The following is a 16988-nucleotide window of genomic DNA, read 5'->3' on the forward strand; positions in this document are numbered from 1 at the left end:
CGGGACACGGTCCGGGTCAGGGCCGGTGCTCCGTGTCCAAGACGTCCGCGGAGGTCCGGGAGCCGCTCCGGTTGTCCGTGACGCCGACGAACACCACTGTGCCGGGCCCGTGTTAAGCGGGTGCTGCGGCAACGTGTCGCGCTCGTACCGTTTGCGCGAAGTCGCCGCGCCTACCCGCTCTTCGTGTACGTACGAGGAGCGCTTCCGTTGGTGTACGACCTGGTCAGCGCCTTGCCGGAGGCCTTCAGGGTGGAGGCGGAACCCATCTCGCACCCCTTGCTGGACGCCCCCTTGTCCACCACGGCGGGGCCGACGCGGGCCCAGCCGCCCGAGGCGGTGAAGAGGTTGGCGTACGACACGCACTTCTTCCCGCCGGAATCGGAGAGGAGAGTCACCGTCCGCGCCCCCGGCGTCGCTTGACGGATCGTCACCTTCTGGGTGCCGCCCTTCTCCAGCTTCCGCACCCAGGTGCCGAGGAGGTCCGCCGGGACCCGTTCGCTCCCGGGCGCGACGCGGCGGAGCGTGGCCGTGCGGTCGAGGCCCTTCCACACCAGCGTGCCGCCCGGGCCCTGGCGCAGGCTCTGCGCCTTGATGACGTTGCACAGGGAGCGCGGGGCGCCGGACACGAAGCTGCCCATGAGCGCGACGGTCCCCTCGTGCACGGAGGTCAGCGCACCGCTGCTGGTGCACTCGTACGCCGAGTCGACACTGGTGCTGCGCATCACGGCGTCGCCGGTGCCGCCCGCGGAGATCGTGAACCGCCGCTCCTGGCCGAGCGGTTTGCCGTCCTTGATCACGCTCCCGATCCAGGTGCCGAGGAACGCCCGGGGCACCCGGGCCTCGGCGGCGTCCGGCGTCTTCGTGCTCTTTGTGTTCTTCGGGCTCTTCCTGCTGCTGCTCGCGGAGGGGGCGGGCCGGTCGGTGTCCGTCCCCGGCAGGGGCGCTGCCCCGGTGGGCGCCGCCTGCGCCCCCGGCGCCCCGACGGGCTCCTCCCCCTTCAGCAGGGGTACGGCGACGGCGACCCCGACGGCCAGCACACCGGCCACCGCCGCCCCGGCGACGAGCCCCCGCCGGTTGCGCCGGGCGGGCGGAGGGGAGGCGGGCGCGGTGACCGGCGCCGGGGCCGGAACCGGCCCGAACCGGCCTCCTCCGTACCCCTGTTGAGGCACGGGCGGCGGACCCCCCAGCCGCATCGTCCCCGGCGTCTGCCCACCCGTCGGCTCCGCGTCCAGGAGGTGCGCCGCACGCTGTCCCAGGTCGGCGATGAGCGCGGGCGGCAGCCACGGTGAGACGGCGGGCCCGGCACTCGCCCGCGCGACGATCTCGGCCGGTACCGGCCGCTCCCCGGGCTCCTTCGCGCAGCACGCCCGCACCAGCGCGGCCACCGAATCCGGCGCCCCCGCCAGGTCCGGCCCCTCGGCGGTGATGCGGAACATCACCGCGTGCAGCCCGCCCGAACCACTGCCGTCCCCGAACGGGAGCCGCCCCGTCGCCGCGTACGCCAGCACCGTCCCCAGCGCGAACACGTCGCTGGCGGGCCCGAGTTCCTCGTCGCGCAACTGCTCGGGCGACATGCAGCCGGGCGAGCCGACCACGACTCCGGTACTGGTCAGACCGGGGGCCGCGACGGTCGTCCCGGCCACCCCCTTGGCGATGCCGAAGTCGATGACCTGGGGGCCGCCGATGGTGATCAGTACGTTGCCGGGCTTGAGGTCGCGGTGGACGAGCCCGGCGGCGTGGATGTCGGCCAGGGCGTGCGCGAGACCGGCGGCCAGGGTCCGTACCGCATGCTCGGGCAGCGGACCGTACGCGCCGACGACCTCGGTGAGCGAGGGCCCGGGAACGTACCCCGTGACCACCCACGGCACGTCCGCGTCGCAGTCCGCGTCCAGCACCGGCGCGGTCCACGCCCCGCCGACCCGGCGTGCGGACTCCACCTCCTGCCGGAACCGGCCCCGGAAGTCGGGCCGCCCGGCCAGCTCCGCCCGGATCAGCTTCACGGCGACGGTGCGCCCGGTGGTGGACCGGCCCAGATACACCCGCCCCATGCCGCCCTCGCCGAGCCGCCCGAGCAGTCGGTAACCGCCGATGGCGAGCGGGTCGCCCTCCCCCAGGCTCTCCACGACGCGACCGACCCCTTCCCCGACTTCCCCGCACGCGTATCCCTCACGCAACAGGCCCGCATCGTACCGTGAGCCTCAGGCCAGAACCTGGGCCGCACCGGTTCGATCCGGGCCCGTGCGCGACGTCGGTAGAGCCGGAAGCGGGGCGTCAGCTCTTCGCGAGGAAGGCCAGCAGGTCCTGCCTGCTCACCACGCCGGTCGGCTTGCCCTCGACCAGGACGATCGCCGCGTCCGCCGCACCCTGACCGCCGAGGACGCTCATCAGGTCCTCGACCGGCTCGCCGGAGCCGACCTGCGGCAGCGGCTGGGACATGTGCTTCTCCAGCGGGTCGCTGAGCGAGGCACGCTGGGCGAAGAGCGCGTCCAGCAGCTCCCGCTCCACGACGGAACCGATGACCTCGGCGGCCATCACGTCGGGGTGGCCCGCGCCCGGCTTCACGATCGGCATCTGCGAGACGCCGTACTCGCGCAGCACCTCGATGGCCTCGCCGACGGTCTCCTCCGGGTGCATGTGCACCAGGTGCGGGATGGCCCCGCCCTCCTTGTACTGGAGCACGTCGCCGACGCGTGCGGACGGACCGGAGTCCTCCAGGAAGCCGTAGTCGGCCATCCACTCGTCGTTGAAGATCTTGCTCATGTAGCCGCGCCCGCTGTCCGGCAGCAGGACGACCACGACGTCGTCCGGGCCCAGCCGCTCGGCCACGCGCAGCGCGCCCACGACCGCCATGCCGCAGGAGCCGCCGACCAGCAGGCCCTCCTCCTTGGCGAGGCGGCGGGTCATCTGGAAGGAGTCCTTGTCGGAGACCGCGACGATCTCGTCCGTGACGCTCTTGTCGTACGCGGTCGGCCAGAAGTCCTCACCGACGCCCTCGACCAGGTACGGCCGCCCCGAGCCGCCGGAGTACACCGAGCCCTCGGGGTCCGCGCCGACGACGGTGACCTTGCCGTCGCTGATCTCCTTCAGGTACCGGCCGGTGCCGGAGATCGTGCCGCCGGTGCCGACGCCCGCGACGAAGTGGGTGATCTTCCCCTCCGTCTGCTCCCACAGCTCGGGACCGGTGGTCTCGTAGTGCGAACGGGGGTTGTTGGGGTTGCTGTACTGGTCCGGCTTCCAGGCGCCCGGCGTCTCGCGGACGAGCCGGTCCGAGACGTTGTAGTACGAGTCCGGGTGCTCGGGGTCGACGGCCGTGGGGCAGACGACGACCTCCGCGCCGTACGCCCGCAGGACGTTGATCTTGTCCATCGACACCTTGTCCGGGCAGACGAAGATGCACTTGTAGCCCTTCTGCTGGGCCACGATCGCCAGGCCGACACCGGTGTTGCCGGAGGTCGGCTCGACGATGGTGCCGCCGGGCTTCAGCGCGCCGCTCTGCTCGGCGGCCTCGATCATGCGGACGGCGATCCGGTCCTTCACGGAGCCGCCCGGGTTGAAGTATTCGACCTTCGCAAGGACGGTCGCCTGAATGCCTGCGGTCACTCTGTTCAGCTTCACCAGCGGGGTGTTGCCGACGAGGCTGATCATCGAGTCGTGAAATTGCACGTCTTCTCCGGGGTTTCCGTGATGGTGCTGCCCAGAGTAGGGCCGCGTGCGACCACTGCTCCACTCCCCGTATTCACCATTGGCGGAGATTACGCAGCACCCGTTACCGGGCAGTTAGGAGATGTACGGACTGCTTTCCGTACGGATGTTCCACGGACATCCCTGCGCATGGTTCTTCGAGGAGGTGGCTGCGACGGTGTCGAGGGCGAGGGTGGCACGGCGAATCGCCGCAGGCGCGGCGTACGGCGGCGGCGGGATCGGGTTGATCGGCGTCGCGACGGTGGGACTCGTGCTGGCGGAGGTGCAGTTGGCGAAGCGTTCGGTGGGCGGTGGGGTGGCCCCGATCGCCCCGCCGGCGGACGGGTTGTACGGCACGGCCTTCGCGGGCCGCTCCGGGCTTCCGGCGCTGCGGCTGGGCGTTCTGGGCGACTCCACCGCGGCCGGTCAGGGGGTGCGGCGGGCCGGGCACACGCCCGGGGCGCTGTTGGCGTCCGGGCTCGCGGCGGTGGCGGAGCGGCCGGTGGAGCTGCGGAACGTGGCGCTGCCGGGGGCCATGTCGGACGATCTGGACCGTCAAGTGTCCTTGCTGGTACGTGATCCGGTGCGGCCGCCGGACGTCTGCGTGATCATGATCGGCGCGAACGACGTGACCCACCGGATGCCGCCGACGCAGTCCGTACGGCATCTGGCCTCGGCGGTGCGCAGGCTGCGCACGGCCGGGGCGGAGGTGGTGGTCGGGACCTGTCCGGACCTCGGGACCATCGAGCCCGTGTACCAGCCGCTGCGGTGGCTGGCCCGGCGCGTCTCGCGGCAGTTGGCGGCGGCGCAGACGATCGGGGTGGTGGAGCAGGGCGGGCGGACGGTCTCGCTCGGGGACCTCCTGGGCCCCGAGTTCGAGGCGAATCCGCGGGAGCTGTTCGGGCCGGACAACTACCACCCCTCGGCGGAGGGCTACTCGACGGCCGCCATGGCCGTCCTGCCCACCCTGTGCGCGGCCCTCGGACTCTGGCCGGAATCCGACCGCCTGGACGGGGCGCGGGACGAGTCCATGCTGCCGGTGGCACGGGCGGCGACCCGGGCGGCGGCGGAGGCGGGCACGGAGGTCACGGGCGCCCGCGGGCCCTGGGCCCTGCTGAAGCACCGGCGCCGCCGCCGCATCCCGGCAGCCCCGGACCCGACCCACGCCCCGAGCGCGACCCGGTAGGGGGCCGGCTCCCCGGGGGGGGGCCGCCCTTCCCTCTCCTCCCCCTCGCCCCCTTGGGCGGCGGGCCGCCCTCCCCCCTCTTCCCCCTAGCCCCCTTGGGCGGCGGGGCCGCCCCCCGGGGGCGGGACGGGCGGGCAAGGGGGCGGCCCCTCCCGCTCCCGGCCCACCCGGGTACCGCCCCTGGCCCAGCACCTGCGCCGGACGCGCGTCCAAAGGGGCCCCGGCCCACCCCCGTACCGGGCACGTCAGCCCCGCCCGGCTCAGGCAGAGAGGCCCCGGACCCGCCCCTTTCCCTAAAGCGCTCGCCGCGCGGCCGTTGCACGGTTCCGTGCAGATCCGTCGTGGCTGGGCGCGCAGTTCCCCGCGCCCCTGACGGGGCACGGACGAGCCGCCCGGTACCAAGCGGTCGCGCCCGCGCGGCGGAGCCGCAGATCGGCACAGCCCCGCGCCCCTGAAGGGGCGCGGATGAGCAGCCCGGCACGGGACGGTCGCGCCCGCGTGGCGGAGCCGCAGAGCGAGCACCGCCCCGCACAGGGGCGCCACATGAGCGGTCGCTTAGAAGTGCGGTCCGTGTCACACCCCCCACCGGGTGACCCGGACCGGTACGTACCGGTAACTTCGGCCGAGGTCAGCCCACTTCGACCACCCGCGCCGCACCCCCAGGAGCCCCGATGCCCGAAGCCGTCATCGTCTCGACCGCCCGCTCCCCCATCGGCCGCGCCTTCAAGGGCTCCCTGAAGGACCTCCGCGCCGACGACCTCACCGCGACCATCATTCAGGCCGCCCTGGCCAAGGTCCCCGAGCTCGACCCCCGTGACATCGACGACCTCATGCTCGGCTGCGGCCTCCCGGGCGGCGAGCAGGGCAACAACCTGGGCCGCATCGTGGCCGTACAGATGGGGATGGACCACCTTCCGGGGTGCACGATCACCCGTTACTGTTCGTCGTCGCTCCAGACCTCGCGGATGGCACTGCACGCCATCAAGGCCGGGGAGGGCGACGTCTTCATCTCGGCCGGTGTCGAGATGGTGTCGCGGTTCGCGAAGGGGAACTCCGACTCCTGGCCCGACACCCACAACCCCCTCTTCGCCGACGCCGAGGCCCGCACCGCCGCCCGCGCCGAGCAGGGCGGCGAGGGCTGGCACGACCCGCGTGAGGACGGGCTGGTCCCGGACGCGTACATCGCCATGGGGCAGACCGCCGAGAACCTGGCCCGCCTCAAGGGCATCAGCCGCCAGGAGATGGACGCGTTCGGCGTCCGCTCGCAGAACCTCGCCGAGCAGGCCATCAAGAACGGCTTCTGGGAGCGGGAGATCACCCCGGTCACCACCCCCGACGGGACCGTGGTCAGCAAGGACGACGGGCCGCGTGCCGGGGTGACGGTCGAAGGCGTCCAGGGGCTCAAGCCCGTCTTCCGCCCCGACGGCCTGGTCACCGCGGGCAACTGCTGCCCGCTCAACGACGGCGCCGCCGCCCTGGTGATCATGTCCGACACGAAGGCGCGGGAGCTCGGACTCACCCCGCTCGCCCGGATCGTGTCCACCGGCGTCTCCGGCCTCTCTCCCGAGATCATGGGGTACGGCCCGGTCGAGGCCAGCAGGCAGGCGCTGAAGCGCGCCGGGCTGAGCGTCGGCGACATCGACCTCGCCGAGATCAACGAGGCCTTCGCCGCCCAGGTGATCCCCTCGTACCAGGACCTCGGCCTCGACCTGGACAAGGTGAACGTCAACGGTGGCGCCATCGCCGTCGGCCACCCCTTCGGCATGACCGGCGCCCGCATCACCGGCACGCTGATCAACAGCCTCCAGTTCCACGACAAGCAGTTCGGCCTGGAGACCATGTGCGTCGGCGGCGGCCAGGGCATGGCCATGGTCATCGAGCGCCTCAGCTGATCTCCCGGCAGTTCGGCTGATCTCCCGGTTGTCCGTACGGGGATGCCCCGGCCCGCAGGTGTGCGGCCGGGGCATCCCCGTACCCCGGGGCGGGGCGCCCGGTGTGGAACAGCTCACGAATCACCGGGATCAGCGAGCGCGCGAGCGCTGCCGAGCGCACAATCGTGTGAGCGCTTCCGGAGCGCGCCTTGCCCGCGCGCCCCTCCACTCGCTTCGCGTCCCAGTCGTGACCCAATCTCCCCCAGGATGTGACCTGGGTCCGAGGAGGCGGGGAAACGTGCAGGTCACAGCGGAGGTGGGCGGTTCGCCAGGCCCAAAGGCCTGTCCGATTCGTGACGTTATGCACTGTGAGCGAGCAACCGTGCACGGGAAGCTGATGTAGGAAGTCCGGGGGATCGGTCGGGGGACCGATGCACGCTGGGGTACGCCCCGGAGTCCGCCCAGGGGATCGCAATGAATTCAGGAGTACGCACGTGAGCGCCATGTCCTTCGCCCTGCTGCTCGCCACCGCTGCCACGGCGGCCGTCGGCGGCGCCGCCCTGCACACCGTGCGCGGTCTCCGCCAGGAGGTCGCCGCCCTGCGCGCCGACCGGGCGGCCGACCGCACGGAGGCTGCGGAGCTGCGGGCGCAGGCGGCGCTGACCGCCCTCCCCCAGCAGACCCGCGGCGGCGAGTCCCCGGCCGCCGAGATACGGGCCGCGGTCTCCGAGGCACTGGCCGAGGAGCGCGAGCGCGAGCTGGCCGAGGCGCGCGCCTTCTGGGCGGCCCAGGAGGCCCGTGACGCGGCCGACGCGCCCTCGCTGCTGGGCGGTCTGACCACGGCCGAGCAGGAGTCCCTCGCGTACTACATGCCGCAGCCCTCGGACTTCACGGGGCTCAAGGAGAGCGACCTGGAGGCCTTCCTGGCCACGTCCCGGGGCGACCTCTCCTTCGCCGAGGAGTTCGACCTGACGCCGTACGGCAGCGCCCCCGAGGAGGAGGTCGCCGAGGCCGAGGACGACGAGCCGGAGGAGGACGCGGCCGCGCTGGCCGCCGCCCGCCGCCGTCACCCCTCGCACCCCGACTTCGTCCCCGTGCAGTCGTCCCCCGCGGGCGGCGACCACGCGTTCACCATGTCCCGCCTGGAGGGCCTGGCCGCGGCCCGCGCCCCGCTCGCGGACGTGCGTCCGGGGCCGCTGGGCACCCTCGACGTGTACGTCTTCGCGGACGGTACGACGCTGTGCATGACCCCCGGGCACCGCGAGACGGCGGAGCAGCTCGCCGAGGCCCTGCGGGCGGGCAACACCCCGGTGCTGCTGGGCGGATCCGGGATCTCGGGGGCGTACGCGCTGACCTTCTCCTGCGGTGCGGAGAACGTCTACATCCTGGCCGACCGCGTCATCGCGTCCGTGCCCGACTAGAGGCTGCCCGGGGAGAGGTTCCGCAGCGGTTGCCCGGCTAGAGGTTCCGCTCCACCGACTCCACCAGTTTCACGGCCTCGTCCAGTTCCCCGGACGGGGCCGTTCCCATGGCCAGGGCCAAGTCCCGGCCTGCGACGGCCAGTTGGTCGGCGACGGAGAAGAGGCCCGCGTCGGGGAGCTCGTACGGCGTGCGGTCGGGGAACTCCAGACGCTGGGCGCGCAGGGCGAGTTCGCGGGCGAGGGCCAGGCCCTCGGCGGCCGCGCCGCGCCGCAGGCGGCTCTCGGGGGTGGACCGCAGGCGGTCGGCGAGCCGTTCGACGGCGGTCAGCAGAGGGGTCGTATCCAGCACATCGCGACCCTACGCGCCCGTCCCGGACTGTTGCCAACGGACGTTCCCTCAGGCACGGTGCAGTGAAGGACCAGCACCGCGCAAAGCCTTCCGGAGGCGCCGATGTCCCAAGTCTTCTCCGAAGAGACCCATCGCAACCTGCTCTCCCGCATCCCCCAGTGCACCGGTCGTGAAGTGTCCGACTGGCTGCGCACCGTCGAGGACGGTCCCTCCCTCTTCCGCTTCGAGGAAAAGGTGAGCTGGCTCCGCAGCGAGCACAACCTGGCCCACGGGCACGCCAAGGCGATCATCCACGAGTACGACCTCAGGCGCGCCGCCCGCAATCTCCGCTGACCCCTACTCCCCCGCCCCATACGCAACGGGAAGGGCCCGCAGACCGTGAAGACGGTCTGCGGGCCCTTCCCGTGAAAAACGGTTCTGCTAGTCGTCGCCGCTCAGGATCGAGACGAGACGCAGCATCTCCAGGTAGATCCACACCAGGGTCATGGTGAGGCCGAAGGCCGCCATCCAGGACTCCTCGCGGGGGGCGCCGTAGGCGACGCCGTCCTCGACCTGCTTGAAGTCCAGCGCCAGGAAGAAGGCGCCGAGCAGCACGCCGACGACACCGAAGACGATGCCGAGGCCGCCGCTGCGGAAGCCGAGGCCGTCACCGCCGCCGAAGACCATGAACAGCAGGTTCACGGCGGTGAGCACCATGAAGCTGATCGCGGCGATCATCAGGTAGCGGGTGAAGCGGGCGGTGACGCGCACGATGCGGGTCTTGTAGAGCACCAGCATGGTGGCGAAGACCGCCATCGTGCCGAGCACCGCCTGCATCGCGGCGCCGGGCGCCACGAACGTGTTGATGTAGTTGCTCAGCGCGCCCAGGAAGAGGCCCTCGAATCCCGCGTACGCCAGGATCAGCGCCGGGACCGGCTTCTGCTTGAACGACTGGACCAGGCCGAGCACCATCGCGACGAGCGCGGCGCCGATGGCCAGGCCCAGGCCCATGTTCGTGATCCAGGCGACGGCCGCGCCGCCGACCACGAGGCCGAGCGTGATGGCCGTGCGGGTGACGACGTCGTCCATCGTCATGACGCTGCCGCGCGGCGGTGCCACGGGGGCGCCGTACTGGTCCTGCTGGGCGTACGGGTTGGTCGCGTACGGGTTCGTCGCGTCCTGGGCGTAAGGGTTGCCCTGGGCGTACGGGTTGCCCTGCGTCCCGACGGCGGGGCCCCCGGCCTGCGGCTGCTGGGCATTGAAGCCCGCGTTGCCGTTGTCGCGGCCGAACCCCCGTCGCGAGAAGACCGGGTTGCTGCTCCTCATCTCACTCCTCCATGGCCACCGAGTGCGACCTTGCTGTCAAGAGTAATGGGGTCGCAAAGAAAGCACCCCTGTACCAGAGGAGGATCTTTCCCTGATCGTGTGCAACCGATCACCGGGCCGTGATGTTCCCGCCGGTCCCCGGCCCGGGGAACTCCCGAAGGCCCGGACCGGGGTCCGTACGGCGCGACACGGGCCGCCCGTTATGTCCGAGTCCACTTCTGGCCAGTCCCTTAGCTGTCACCGGATTTCCCGTTCGCGGACCACCCCCGATGGCAGCATGTGCGGCGCATCCAAAACAATGCGGATCGCCGATTTGATTGAGGGGGGCCTCTCTTTTGTCCGTTCACCTTCGCCTGACCATTGCGGCGGCATTCAGCGGAGCACTTGTTATGGGCAGCGCTTACACTCTCGCGGCGCCCTCGACCGGGTCCCTTTCGGTCATGGCCGAAAAGGTGCGCGGCGACGACACGGGGTGGGACTTCGTTCAGGACACCGGTTGGGACGGCCCGCCGGACACGGGCTGGGACGGCCCGCCGGCCGGTGGCGGGACCCCGGGCCGGAGCTGAACCGCACGCCGGTGCGTGAGTGATCCAGCGGGTCCGGGCCCACGCCGGGGTGCCCGGACCGTACGACGGAAAACTCCGGAAGGGATGAAATGGCGACCGAGTCACCACGGCATCTCGACGAGAGCCGCGGCGAAAAGGACCCCCGGGAATCGATGCGGGTCCTGCCCGAATTCATGCAGCACCGACTGACCCTATTCACCGGAAAGCCACTTCCGGGCCAGCGGGCGCCTCGGTGGACGCCCAGCTATCACCTGGTGGCGGGGGTGGCCGCGATGGCGGCCGGTACCGCGTTCTCCGCCCTGGTGTGGACGCTGGGCGCGTGGTGGCTGCTCCTGCTGCCGCCGGGGTGGGCCGTCACCCTGCACGGGATGCGCAATCTGCGGATGATGGTCTACCACCAGTGCGCGCACCGGAACATGTACCGCCGCCGTGGGGCCGACCTGGCGATCGGCCGGGCGCTGTCCTCCGTACTCGTGATCCAGAACTTCGAGCGGTACAGCCGGGAGCACGTCTCCGACCATCACGCCGCCCACCACATGACCCTCCGCGACCCGACCGTGCAGGCCTTCCTGATCAGTCTGGGGCTGGGGCCCGGCATGACCCGGCGGGCGATGTGGCGCCGGGTGCTGGGCAAGACCGTCTCGCCGCTCTTCCACCTCCAGTTCGCCGTCGCCCGGGCGCGGTCCTTCTGGAGCGCCGCCGCACCGGCCGAGCGGGCCACGGCGGGGCTGCTGTACGCGGGGGCCGCCGCGATCACCGTGGCGACCGGCACCTGGGCCGCCTTCCTGGTGGTCTGGTGGGTGCCGCTGGTGCCGTTGTTCCAGGTGAGCAACACCCTGCGGCTCTGTGTGAAGCACACCTTCCCGCCGGCCGGGACCGAGGTGCGCCGGGGCCGTGCGTACTTCGCGAGCCTGACCAACGCCATCTTCATCGGCGAGAGCGTCCCGGCGGGCCGCGGCGCTCTCGCCTGGGGGCGGTGGACGGCGCGGATGCTCTTCGTGCACGCCCCCGCCCGCTACCTGGTGCTCACCGGCGACACCGTCGTCCACGACTACCACCACCGCTACCCGGCGAGCCGGGAGTGGCACGACTACCTCTTCGCCCGGCAGCGCGACCTGGACGCCGGGCACCACGGCTGGCCGCCCTACGAGCACGTGTGGGGACTGGTCCCGGCCATCGACCGGGTCTTCGACTCGCTGTCGGCCGCGGACCCCGAGGAGTACGACGTCTCCCGCATCGCCTCGGTCAGCAAGCGGGAACTCTTCGCCGCGTTCGACGACTGACCGGCGTTCCCGCCTGATCGCGTCCGACGGCCGGTCAGGCGGCGCCCGGCAGCAGAAAGGACCGTCATGACCCAGCAGCGGATGCACCCGCACCCGCACGGCAGTCCGCCGCAGTCGCGGACCGTCGTCCTCGGCGTCGCCGCCAGCGACGCGCACGCCGTGGCCAACCACCTCATCGCCCACGCACTGCGGGAAGCGGGCTTCCACGTGGTCAACCTGGGCACCTGCACCCCCGTCAGCGAGTTCGCCGAGGCCTGCGTCGCACATCCGCAGGCGGAGGCGGTGATCATCGGCAGCATCAACGGGCACGCCCTGGAGGACCTGCGCCAGCTGCCCTCGGTCAAGCACGCCGACGGCATCCACTGCCCGGTCGTCCTGGGCGGCAACCTCTCCGTGGGCAGCCACAAGGAGTCCTCGGTGCTGGACCGGCTGCGCGAACTGGGCGTGGACCACATCCTGCACGACCCCGCCGACCTCCCGGCGGTCCTGGACCGGCTGCGCGACGAACGGAGCGCCGTGGCCCGGTCGCGCGCCGCCTCATGACGACGTCCGTCACCGGGGCCAGGCTGCCGCCGCTGACCGCGTCGGTGCGGTACATCCGCTCGCTGGGCAAGGAGTCGGCGGCCGACGTGCTCGCCCGGGCGAGGGCGAGCGGCCGGTTCGCGGTGCAGCCGCGCTGCGGGGTGGGCGACCACGACGCGATGCGCGGGCTGCTCGTGGAGCTGGCCGAGGGCGGCGCGCCCGATCTGCTCACCCTCACCATCGACTCGCACACCCGGCTGGGCCGCTTCGAGCAGGCCCGCAGGCTGGCCCACCTCAGCCCGCGCGAACTCAACGGCTATCCGCTGGTGGCGCACGGCTGGCGGCGCGGGCGCGACCTCAACGAGTCGGTGACCGCGCCGCTCCAGATCCGGCACGGCTCCCCCGACGCCCGGCTGATGTTCGAGACGGCGGTCGCCTCCGGCATCACGTCCTTCGAGGGCGGCGGCATCTCGTACAACCTGCCGTACTCCAAGAACGTGCCGCTCGCCGACTCGCTCGCCGCCTGGGAGGCCGTGGACCGGCGCTGCGGGGAGCTCGCCGACCTCGGGGTGGTCGTCGACCGGGAGCTGTTCGGCACGCTCACCGCGGTGCTGGTGCCGCCGTCCGTCAGCCTCGCCATCAGCGTGCTGGAGGCGCTGTTCGCGGCCCGGGCCGGGGTGCGGTGCATCTCGGTGGCGTACCCCCAGGGCGGGCAGCTCGCCCAGGACGTCGCGGCCCTGCGGGCGATCCCGCTGCTGGCCGAGCGCTACCTGCCGCCGGGCGTCGACGTGCACCCGGTGCTGCACGAGTTCATGGGCGTCTTCCCCCGGGAGCGCGCGCACGCCGAGGACCTGATCCTGTACGGCGCGCTGGTCACCCGGCTCGGGGGCGCGTCCAAGCTCCTCACCAAGACGTACCAGGAGGCGTACGGCATCCCGGACGCCGCCGCGAACGTCGCCGGAATCCGCCTGGCGCAGCGCGCCCGTTCGCCGCTGCTCGGCTTCCTGGCGGCGGACGAGGAGGCGGCCGGCCGGGAGCTGGAGTGGATCCTGGCCGAGGTCGCGGAGATCGTCGAGCCGCTGCTCGACCGGGCGGACACCCGGGCCGCGGTGATCGAGGCCTTCGCGGACGGGCGGCTGGACATCCCGTTCAGCGCCAGCACGCAGGCACGCTCGGAGGTCATTCCCCGCCGGGACCCCACGGGCGCGATCCGCTACCTCTCCGCGGGGCGGCTGCCGCTCTCGGCGGGCACGCTGCGCCGCCACCGCGAGCAGCTCGACGCCGGACAGGGCGAGACGCCCTCGATGGGCTCGCTGCTGTCCGAACTCACCCGCGACATCAACTACTTCCCGCTGCTGTTCGGCGAGAGCACGACGCCGGGAGGGGCTCCCGGCGCGGCGCCGGGAGAACAGGCGGACGCGCCACGCCGCAACCTCAGGAGGACGCAGTGAAGACCGTACGAGTGCACCGGCCGGGCGGCGCCGATCAGCTGGTGGCCGAGGAGTCGGCGGCCCCGGAGCCCGGCCCCGGAGAGGTGCTGGTGGCCAACGAGGCGGTGGGCGTCAACTTCATCGACGTGTACTACCGCGACGGGACCTACCCCGGTGAACTGCCCTTCGTCCCCGGCCAGGAGGCTGCGGGCACGGTGGTGGCCGTCGGCGAGGGGGCGACCGGCTTCGCGCCGGGCGACGTCGTCGCGTACGCGACCCACCGGGGCGCCTACGGCGCACGCACGGCCGTGCCCGTCGGCAAGCTGGTCCCGGTGCCCGCCGGGGTGACCCCGGCCGACGCGGCGGCTGTGCTGCTCCAGGGGCTGGCCGCGCACTACCTGACCCACGACACCCGTCCCGTCCGCCCGGGCGACACGGTGGTGGTGCTGGCCGCCGCCGGTGGCCTGGGCCGCCTGCTCGTCCAGCTGGCGACGCACCTCGGGGCGTCGGTGATCGCGGTGGTCTCCGGCGCCGAGAAGGAGAAGGTGGCACGGGAGGCCGGGGCCCGACACGCCGTGCGGTACGAGGAGTTCGGGCAGCGGGTGCGCGAACTCACCGGCGGCCGGGGTGCGCACGTGGTGTACGACTCCGTGGGCGCGGCGACCTGGGCGGACAGCCTGGCCGCGCTCGGGCGGCGCGGCACGCTGGTGCTGTGCGGGGCGTCGAGCGGGCCCGTACCGCCGCTCGACACGGGGCTGCTGCGCGCCGGGGGCTCGCTGTACGTGACGCGGCCGACGCTCGGCGACCACGTACCGGACCCCGGGACGCTGCGGGAGCGCGCCGCGCAGGTCTTCGCCCTGCTGGCCGAGGGCCGGATCAGCGCGCTGGTCTCGCGGACCCTGCCGCTGGAACAGGCCGCCCTGGCCCACCGGTTGCTGGAGGAGCGGGCCACGGTGGGGAAGGTGCTGCTGCGGCCCTGAGGCGGGTGCGGAGCGAGCGGAACGGGAGCGGTCGTCGGGGGTGCCGACGGCCGCTCCCGTGCGTGCGGCGGGCGGCTCAGGGGGCTGTGCCCGGCGCGCTCACCGAGGCTCCCCCGGGCCGCTCTCACCGGCCGTGTACGGGCCGGTTCCCGCGTCGACCAGGCCGAGGGCCGAGGCGCGGGCGCCCGCCTGGAAGCGGCTGGTGACGCCGAGGTCGTCCATGATCCCGGCCATGTAGCGGCGGCAGGTCCGGGTCGCCATGCCCAGCTTGCGGGCGATGACGTCGTCCTTCAGGCCGGTGGCCATCAGCTTCAGGATGGAGGTCCTGATCTCCTCCGACACGGCCGCGTACTCGGTGTCGCTGGGGTCGTAGGGGCTGGCGGAGGACCACATCTTGTCGTGGATGCGCCACAGGTGGCCGACGACGGTGGCGTCCGTGACGATGGCGGCTCCCGGCGGCCGGTTGCCCACGCGCTCCTTGGGCACGAAGGCCGTCGACCGGTCGAAGATGATGAGCCGCTCGTAGATCTCGTTCGTGGTGCGCACCTCGGCGCCCAGCGCCGTCATCTTCCGCGCGTGGGTACGGGTGGCCAGATTGGCGCGCGCGGTGTGCTGGTAGAGGATGCGCATCCGCACGCCCCGCTCCAGCATCGCCGTGTCGCGGGCGGAGATCTCGTGGAGCGTGCGGGGGTCGCGGCCGCCGCCGGGCTGCACGGTGAACGCCTCGGTGGTGCACTCCCGGGTCGCGGCGGTCAGCTCGCGCTGGACGTCCTCGGGGCCGTCGAGGACGCGGATGCCGGACGAGGCCCGTTGCGCCTGCCGGTACTTGACGTACACCGGGGTGATCGCGCCCATCTGCCGGCGCACCTCGGCCAGTTGCTCGCGGTAGGCGTTGATGCCGGCCTCCAGGCCCGCCGACAGCTCCGCCTCGGCCACGTCCGGGCTGACCGGCACCGCGTTGCCGCCGGGACCGCCCGGGACGAGCAGTTTCATCCGGGTCAGCACGGTGCGTATGCGCGCCGCCTCGGCCTCGTCGCAGGACAGCAGGGCCGCAATGCGGGAGTCCTCATAGGCCCCCAGCCTCAGGGCGTTGTCGTAAGCCGCTACACAGGAGTCGTCCATTTTGGGGACGTACTGCCCATTAAGAGTCATTGATAACCCTTCGCCCAAGGCCACTAGTGGTCTGGCCATCTTAGGACAGCGCATTTCCGCGAAGCCGCCTTTTCTCCACTCCTCCCCAATGGCAGAGTCGGGCCCGGCACCGATGAATGTCGTCATGAAATCCGGAATGGGAAGGAAGACGGCACAGTCATGAATGAACTTGAGATTTCAGACCGCCGAATAGCCGATGACACCGAGGCATATGTCATCGCGGAGATCGGACACAACCACGAGGGCAGCCTGGAAAAGGCCGAGGAGCTCTTCCGACAGGCGGCAGCCGCGGGAGCGTCGGCCGCCAAGCTCCAGAAGCGCGACAACAAGGTCCTTTTCACCCGCGCCATGTACAACCAGCCGTACACCGGCCGGAACAGTTACGGCGCCACCTACGGCGAGCACCGGGAATTCCTGGAATTCGGCCGCGACGAGTACGCGCATCTCGCCGGGCTCGCGAAGGAACTGAACATCGACTTCTTCTCGACGGCATTCGACATGCCCTCGGTCGATTTCCTGATGGATCTCGATCTTCCGGCGATAAAGATCGCTTCCGCGGACCTCACCAACACCCCGCTGCTCGCCTACGCCGCGAAGACCGGCAAGGCGCTGATCGTCTCCACCGGCGGCGGCACCATGGACGAGGTCCGGCGGGCGGTGGACACCATCCTGCCGATCAACGACCGGCTGGCGCTGCTCCAGTGCACCGCCGTGTACCCGGCCGGCCCCGAGGACCTGCACCTGTCGGTCATCGAGACCTACCGGCGGGAGTTCCCGGACGTCGTGGTGGGCTTCTCCGGCCACGACCTGGGCAACGAGGCCAGCTGCCTGGCGTACGCGCTGGGCGCCCGGGTGATCGAGAAGCACTTCACCCTCGACCAGACCCGCCCCGGCAGCGACCACCACTTCTCGCTCGACCCGCCGCTGCTGGCCGAGCTCACCGAGTCGCTGCGCCGCACCCGCAGCACGCTGGGTTCGCCGGACAAGCGGTGCAGCGACCGGGAGGCCCCGGCCGTACGCAAGATGGGCAAGAAACTGGTGGCGGTCCGCGACCTGCCCGCCGGGCACCTGGTCACGGCCGACGACGTCATCGCCCGCTCGCCCGGCGACGGCATGAAGCCCTACCGGCTGGACGAGGTGCTGGGCCGCACCCTGCGCGAACCCCTGCCCGCCGACGGCGCGTTCGCACCGGAGCTGCTGGACGAAGCGGTCGCGGCCGCCGGCCTGGCGACCGCGGGCTGA

Annotated in this window: 14 protein-coding genes; 9 read left to right on the top strand and 5 right to left on the bottom strand. The window is 72.2% G+C overall.

The annotated features are described in order from the left end of the window. Nucleotides 1-170: 170 nt before the first annotated feature. Both ACIO3O_RS23335 and ACIO3O_RS23340 read right to left on the bottom strand, forming a co-directional pair. Complete coding sequence (locus ACIO3O_RS23335) at nt 171-2123, bottom strand: serine/threonine-protein kinase (protein ID WP_401748818.1); 1953 nt, start codon at nt 2121-2123, stop codon at nt 171-173. Nucleotides 2124-2271: 148 nt separating this feature from the next. Next, nucleotides 2272-3663 carry a cystathionine beta-synthase gene (locus ACIO3O_RS23340; protein WP_401748819.1) on the bottom strand — a complete coding sequence of 464 codons (1392 nt, stop codon included), beginning with the start codon at nt 3661-3663 and terminating at the stop codon, nt 2272-2274. A gap of 211 nt (nt 3664-3874) precedes the next feature. Here ACIO3O_RS23340 and ACIO3O_RS23345 point away from each other — a divergent pair, with 211 nt between their 5' ends. From ACIO3O_RS23345 to ACIO3O_RS23355, 3 genes are all read left to right on the top strand, one after another. Beyond that, the gene (locus ACIO3O_RS23345) at nt 3875-4867 is read left to right on the top strand and encodes an SGNH/GDSL hydrolase family protein (RefSeq protein WP_401748821.1); all 993 of its coding nucleotides are present in this window, start codon (nt 3875-3877) and stop codon (nt 4865-4867) included. Between the two features lie 671 nt (nt 4868-5538). Then, the gene (locus tag ACIO3O_RS23350) at nt 5539-6759 is read left to right on the top strand and encodes an acetyl-CoA C-acetyltransferase (RefSeq protein ID WP_401748823.1); all 1221 of its coding nucleotides are present in this window, start codon (nt 5539-5541) and stop codon (nt 6757-6759) included. Between the two features lie 482 nt (nt 6760-7241). Further along, entirely contained in the window at nt 7242-8159 is a 918-nt protein-coding gene (locus tag ACIO3O_RS23355) for a hypothetical protein (protein WP_401749121.1), read from the top strand. 37 nt (nt 8160-8196) lie between these two features. On the opposite strand, the gene ACIO3O_RS23360 is transcribed toward ACIO3O_RS23355, so the two are convergent. Next, nucleotides 8197-8508, bottom strand: coding sequence for a hypothetical protein (locus ACIO3O_RS23360; RefSeq protein WP_401748825.1), 312 nt, complete (start codon nt 8506-8508; stop codon nt 8197-8199). Nucleotides 8509-8610: 102 nt separating this feature from the next. Between ACIO3O_RS23360 and ACIO3O_RS23365 the strand changes: the two genes are divergently transcribed. Next, nucleotides 8611-8841 (top strand): DUF4287 domain-containing protein, encoded by a 231-nt coding sequence (locus ACIO3O_RS23365; protein WP_401748826.1) that lies wholly within the window; start codon nt 8611-8613, stop codon nt 8839-8841. Nucleotides 8842-8928: 87 nt separating this feature from the next. On the opposite strand, the gene ACIO3O_RS23370 is transcribed toward ACIO3O_RS23365, so the two are convergent. Next, the gene (locus ACIO3O_RS23370) at nt 8929-9813 is read right to left on the bottom strand and encodes a Bax inhibitor-1/YccA family protein (RefSeq protein ID WP_401748828.1); all 885 of its coding nucleotides are present in this window, start codon (nt 9811-9813) and stop codon (nt 8929-8931) included. Between the two features lie 655 nt (nt 9814-10468). On the opposite strand from ACIO3O_RS23370, the gene ACIO3O_RS23375 reads away from it, so the two are divergent. From ACIO3O_RS23375 to ACIO3O_RS23390, 4 genes are all read left to right on the top strand, one after another. Then, nucleotides 10469-11662 carry a stearoyl-CoA 9-desaturase gene (locus ACIO3O_RS23375; RefSeq protein WP_401748830.1) on the top strand — a complete coding sequence of 398 codons (1194 nt, stop codon included), beginning with the start codon at nt 10469-10471 and terminating at the stop codon, nt 11660-11662. 66 nt (nt 11663-11728) lie between these two features. After that, nucleotides 11729-12205 carry a cobalamin-dependent protein gene (locus ACIO3O_RS23380; protein WP_401748832.1) on the top strand — a complete coding sequence of 159 codons (477 nt, stop codon included), beginning with the start codon at nt 11729-11731 and terminating at the stop codon, nt 12203-12205. After that, the gene (locus ACIO3O_RS23385; protein WP_401748834.1) at nt 12202-13635 is read left to right on the top strand and encodes a methylaspartate mutase; all 1434 of its coding nucleotides are present in this window, start codon (nt 12202-12204) and stop codon (nt 13633-13635) included. Before ACIO3O_RS23380 ends, ACIO3O_RS23385 begins: the two co-directional genes overlap by 4 nt. Next, nucleotides 13632-14594: a quinone oxidoreductase family protein gene (locus ACIO3O_RS23390; RefSeq protein WP_401748835.1), complete on the top strand. Its 963-nt coding sequence runs from the start codon at nt 13632-13634 to the stop codon at nt 14592-14594. The genes ACIO3O_RS23385 and ACIO3O_RS23390 overlap by 4 nt, the downstream gene beginning before the upstream one ends. Before the next feature lie 99 nt (nt 14595-14693). Here the strand turns inward: ACIO3O_RS23390 and ACIO3O_RS23395 are convergent, their stop codons facing one another. Further along, a complete protein-coding gene (locus tag ACIO3O_RS23395; RefSeq protein ID WP_401748837.1) occupies nt 14694-15716 on the bottom strand; it encodes a LuxR C-terminal-related transcriptional regulator in 1023 nt (340 codons plus the stop codon). A gap of 189 nt (nt 15717-15905) precedes the next feature. Between ACIO3O_RS23395 and ACIO3O_RS23400 the strand changes: the two genes are divergently transcribed. Further along, a complete protein-coding gene (locus ACIO3O_RS23400; RefSeq protein ID WP_401748839.1) occupies nt 15906-16988 on the top strand; it encodes an N-acetylneuraminate synthase family protein in 1083 nt (360 codons plus the stop codon).

Origin of the sequence: Streptomyces sp. NPDC087440 (genome assembly GCF_044744005.1) — a bacterium.
Taxonomy (GTDB): domain Bacteria; phylum Actinomycetota; class Actinomycetes; order Streptomycetales; family Streptomycetaceae; genus Streptomyces.

Excerpts from the sequence above, each read along its gene's own strand:
- ACIO3O_RS23365 (WP_401748826.1), top strand. The coding sequence starts at position 8,611 with ATGTCCCAAGTCTTCTCCGAAGAGACCCATCGCAACCTGCTCTCCCGC.
- ACIO3O_RS23400 (WP_401748839.1), top strand. The coding sequence starts at position 15,906 with ATGAATGAACTTGAGATTTCAGACCGCCGAATAGCCGATGACACCGAG.
- ACIO3O_RS23375 (WP_401748830.1), top strand. The coding sequence starts at position 10,469 with ATGGCGACCGAGTCACCACGGCATCTCGACGAGAGCCGCGGCGAAAAG.
- ACIO3O_RS23385 (WP_401748834.1), top strand. The coding sequence starts at position 12,202 with ATGACGACGTCCGTCACCGGGGCCAGGCTGCCGCCGCTGACCGCGTCG.
- ACIO3O_RS23355 (WP_401749121.1), top strand. The coding sequence starts at position 7,242 with ATGTCCTTCGCCCTGCTGCTCGCCACCGCTGCCACGGCGGCCGTCGGC.
- ACIO3O_RS23380 (WP_401748832.1), top strand. The coding sequence starts at position 11,729 with ATGACCCAGCAGCGGATGCACCCGCACCCGCACGGCAGTCCGCCGCAG.
- ACIO3O_RS23395 (WP_401748837.1), bottom strand. The coding sequence starts at position 15,716 with ATGGACGACTCCTGTGTAGCGGCTTACGACAACGCCCTGAGGCTGGGG.
- ACIO3O_RS23370 (WP_401748828.1), bottom strand. The coding sequence starts at position 9,813 with ATGAGGAGCAGCAACCCGGTCTTCTCGCGACGGGGGTTCGGCCGCGAC.
- ACIO3O_RS23350 (WP_401748823.1), top strand. The coding sequence starts at position 5,539 with ATGCCCGAAGCCGTCATCGTCTCGACCGCCCGCTCCCCCATCGGCCGC.